4 protein-coding genes are annotated in these 3,958 nt (G+C 70.9%); 3 read left to right on the top strand and 1 reads right to left on the bottom strand.

The window, feature by feature from the left end; genetic code table 11:
* Positions 1–152 precede the first annotated feature (152 nt).
* The 3 genes from VGK78_RS07115 to VGK78_RS07105 all read left to right on the top strand — a co-directional run bounded on the left by VGK78_RS07115 (position 153) and on the right by VGK78_RS07105 (position 2,581).
* Positions 153–932, top strand: coding sequence for an enoyl-CoA hydratase/isomerase family protein (locus VGK78_RS07115; protein WP_331526881.1), 780 nt, complete (start codon positions 153–155; stop codon positions 930–932).
* A gap of 62 nt (positions 933–994) precedes the next feature.
* Positions 995–1,411, top strand: a complete 417-nt coding sequence (locus VGK78_RS07110) for a hypothetical protein (protein WP_331526878.1) — start codon at positions 995–997, stop codon at positions 1,409–1,411.
* Positions 1,412–1,630: 219 nt separating this feature from the next.
* Positions 1,631–2,581 (top strand): hypothetical protein, encoded by a 951-nt coding sequence (locus tag VGK78_RS07105; RefSeq protein WP_331526877.1) that lies wholly within the window; start codon positions 1,631–1,633, stop codon positions 2,579–2,581.
* Positions 2,582–2,605: 24 nt separating this feature from the next.
* Here the strand turns inward: VGK78_RS07105 and VGK78_RS07100 are convergent.
* Positions 2,606–3,958: hypothetical protein (locus VGK78_RS07100; protein WP_331526876.1), on the bottom strand; the 1,353-nt coding region annotated here is incomplete at its 5' end.

Below are 3,958 nucleotides of genomic sequence, written 5' to 3'. Positions count from 1 at the left end.
GTCGTACGACGCCCCCAGCGGCCAGGTGCGGCCCGGCCACACCGGGGCGGTCTCGCCGGGGTGGCGCCAGGTTCCAGGGGTCACTCGCGACATTGTGGCCGACGGTCGGCAGAATGCCGGAGGAAACCCCACAGCTCGACGAAAGGCAGCAGATGGCGGAGTTCGTGCGGCTCGAGGTCGAGGACGGGGTCGGCACCATCCGGCTCGACCGGCCGAAGATGAACGCCCTCAACCGGCAGGTCCAGGAGGAGATCCGTGGGGCCGCGGCGGAGGCGGGCGAGCGCGACGACGTCAAGGCGGTCGTGGTCTACGGCGGCGAGAAGGTGTTCGCCGCGGGCGCCGACATCAAGGAGATGGCCGACCTGTCGTACGTCGACATGGTCGCCCGCTCGGGCCCCCTGCAGTCCTCGTTCACCGCCGTCGCCCGCATCCCGAAGCCCGTCGTCGCCGCGATCACCGGCTACGCCCTCGGGGGCGGCTGCGAGCTCGCCCTGTGCGCCGACGTGCGCTTCGCCGCCGAGGATGCCGCGATCGGTCAGCCCGAGATCCTGCTCGGGATCATCCCCGGCGCCGGGGGCACCCAGCGCCTGACGCGCCTGGTCGGACCGAGCCGGGCCAAGGACATCATCTTCACGGGCCGGTTCGTGAAGGCCGACGAGGCGTTGGCGATCGGGCTCGTCGATCGCGTCTTCCCGGCCGACCGGGTGTACGCCGAGGCGGTGGCGTGGGCGCGGCAGTTCCGCAACGCGGCGACGTACGCCCTCCGCGCGGCGAAGGAGTCGATCGACCAGGGGCTGGAGGTCGACCTGGACACCGGGCTCGCGATCGAGCGGCAGCAGTTCGCCGCCCTGTTCGCGACAGAGGACCGCCGGATCGGCATGACGTCGTTCGTCGAGAACGGCCCGGGGAAGGCCGAGTTCGAGGGCCGCTGACACCCGTCGACCGACGAGTCAACGTCCTGCGGGGCGACGTTCGGCTGTGCGATCCTCGGGCCATGGCACGCAGGAAGCTCCACATCGACGAGGAGTCGGACGAGCCGGCCCGCGAGATCACGCGCGTCGACCGCACGGCCCAGGCCAAGGCGGTCGCGAACATGGTGCGCGCCCGCATCGCCCAGCTGGTGTGGATCATCTGCGCCGTCGCGGCGCTGCTCCTGGCGGCGGGCGCGCTGTGCATCGCCCTGAAGGCCAACGCCGACAACGGGCTGGTGAAGTTCGTCATCGACGCCGCAGACAAGCTGGACTTCGGCGCCTTCTCGCGCACCGACGGTGTCGCGCATTGGAAGGGACACTCCCAGGCCGCGCTCACCAAGAACGCCCTGGTGAACTGGGGCATCGCCGCCGTGGTCTGGCTGATCATCGGCCGCATCGTGGAGCGGATCGTCCGTCCACGCACGGGCCGCGTCTCCTGAGATCCGCGCACGTCACACCACGACGCGAACACCCCGACCCCGTCGGCGTCGCCGCCTCGGAAATCGGCGACCCGTGGCCCGGACTCGTCACTTGACACCCCCTGAGTGGACTGTCAGCGTGGCTCGTGTTCCGCGCTACCTGGGGGGGCTGGCCGTCGGGCTGAAACGCGCGGATCTGCCCTCCCTCCTGGACCGTCTCGGAGAGAGGAAGCGCTTCCCATGCGCATCACCACCTTCGGCCGGTTCCTGGGGGCGCTCTGCCTCGCCGGCTCCCTCACCTACGTCGCCTCCGCGCCGGCCTCCGCCAGCCCCCCGCGCTGGGTGATGGACGTGACCAACCTGCCTCCCGTGGTCGGGCCGACCAGTGCCATGGGATACCAGGTCAAGATCCTGAACAAGGGGCCGAGCAACATCTCGCAGCTGTACCTCGTCACCAAGACCAAGCAGGCACCTGCGTACGCCGTGACCGATCACGGCAGCTGCGCGGGGGTTGACCCGTCGGGCCAGCTCTTCTGCACGATCGGGGCTCTCAACGCCGGCGACACGGTGACCGTGGTCGTCGCGTACTCCTCACACTTCACCGACACCGGTGACAACGGTGGTCCGGGTGACCCCGGCGATCCGGTGTTCCAGGCGAACACCACGGGCGTCACCTTCAGCGACGGCGGCACCAGCCACGGCGACACGCTGATGGACCCCAACGAGACCGGCACCACCTTCTTGGACGACCCGAACTTCGCAGGCGGTTTCTCCCTGAGCGACGTCCCCGTCCTCACCGACCACGACCTGAGCGACTCCAACAAGCAGGCGACCGAGATCGACCCGCCCGCATCGGACCTCGTGGTCACGGCCGAGGACGGCCCCATGGTGGACTTCACGTGCAAGAAGATCTGCTCCAAGGCGTTCGGCGAGTGGTCGGCGGTCAACGTCAACAACGGCCAGCAGTTCGCCACGTTCTTCCCGATCACGCTGTTGGTGCGTGCGATCGATGCGCCGAACAACCTGTCCCAGATCAAGGTGGCGCACGTCCTCGACAACGGGAAGACCGTGGAGCTCGACCAGTGCACGACGGACGTGCTGCAGAACTGCATCGTGGTGAGCCCGGTCGGTACGAACGTCCAGATCAAGGTGTACGTCAACCAGAACGGCGGGATCCGGGGCATCCGCTGAGCTGTGGGCTGAGCAGAGCCTGAGTCACCCGGCCGCCGGGCGCAGCTCGTCGAGTCGACGACGCGTCTTGGCGGTCGAGGTGACGTCGCCCTTGCGCTCGTAGAGCGTGAGGGCGTGCTCGATCGCCTGCGCGGCGTCGTCGACGGTGCCGGTCGCCAGGTGCACCTCGCCGAGGTCGGACCAGGCGTCGCCCCGCAGCTCGAGGTCGGCGGTGGTCTCGGCCAGGTCGACAGCGCTCCGGGCCAGCTCCAGCGCACGGTCGGCGGACGTGTCGGCGAGCAGGCGGGCCCGCGCGGAGCGCCACAACACCTGGCTCCACGCGTCGTCGTCCTCGGCGAGGGCCTCGGCGAGGACCACGAACCCCTCGGCCTCGGCCGGGTCTCCGCGCAGCAGCAGCACCTGTCCGAGCATCCCGGCGACGGTGGAACGGAAGTAGCGCTCGCCGAGCTCGGCCAGGCGCTCGTCGTCGCGGCGCAGCAGGGCCTCGGCAGCAGCCAGGTCACCGGCGAGCATCTCCACCCGCGCGGAGTCGATCGACGTGGACGCCGCCTCCCGGCTCACGCCGAGGTCGGACAGGAGCGTCACCTCACGTCGGTACATCGCCCGCGCCTCGTCGAAGTCGCCCTGCATCGCCCGCAGCCGCGCCAGGGCCCCGCAGACGATGGCCTCGCCCCACCGGTCGCCGGCGACCTGGCCCGAGCTCCGCTCACAGGTCCGGATGGCCTCGGGCACGGGCGTCGGGCCGACCACCGCGGCCACGGCGTACACCGTGGCGCCCTGGCGGACCAGGCTGTCCTCGCCCGAGGCGGCGCCCTCCTCCATCATGTGCTCGGCCGCGTCCGCCATGTCGTCGTAGTGACCGGCGTTGGCGTGGACGAGGGAGAGGACGCGCCAGGCGCGTGCCGCGCCGCCGTGGTCGCCGAGATCCAGGAGCGAGCCCAGCAGGGTCTTGGTCTCGGCGAGCGCCGACTCCTCCTCGGCCTCCCCTTCCACCAGCTCGAGGTGGAGCTGGCGCAGCCTGATGCGCCCCTCGAGCCGCCGGTCGCCCACCTCCTCGGCGGCCTTGCGGGCCGATCGGAGCAGCTCGGCCGCCTCCTCGACCCGGGAGAGCGCCATCAGCGCCTCGCACAGGTCCGGGACGAGCTCGAGCCGGGACGGGTCGCGCTCGTCGAGGAGGTCGACCGAGCGCCGGAGCAGGTTCGCCGCGGCGGGCATGTCGGAGCGGTCCAGAGCCCGGCCACCGGCGTTGGCCAGCTTGGTCGCCGCCTTGTGGGCGAGCTCGCGTCCGTGGTCGTCGAGGGGTCCCAGCTCGCGGCGGTAGCGGACCGCCTGCTCGAGGTGATAGCCGTGGATCTCCTCGAACTCGGTCTCGCGACC

Source organism: Nocardioides sp. (assembly GCF_036503465.1).
Taxonomy (GTDB): domain Bacteria; phylum Actinomycetota; class Actinomycetes; order Propionibacteriales; family Nocardioidaceae; genus Nocardioides.
Note: the sequence above shows the minus strand (reverse complement) of the source record. Positions and strands in the feature narration are given on the sequence as shown.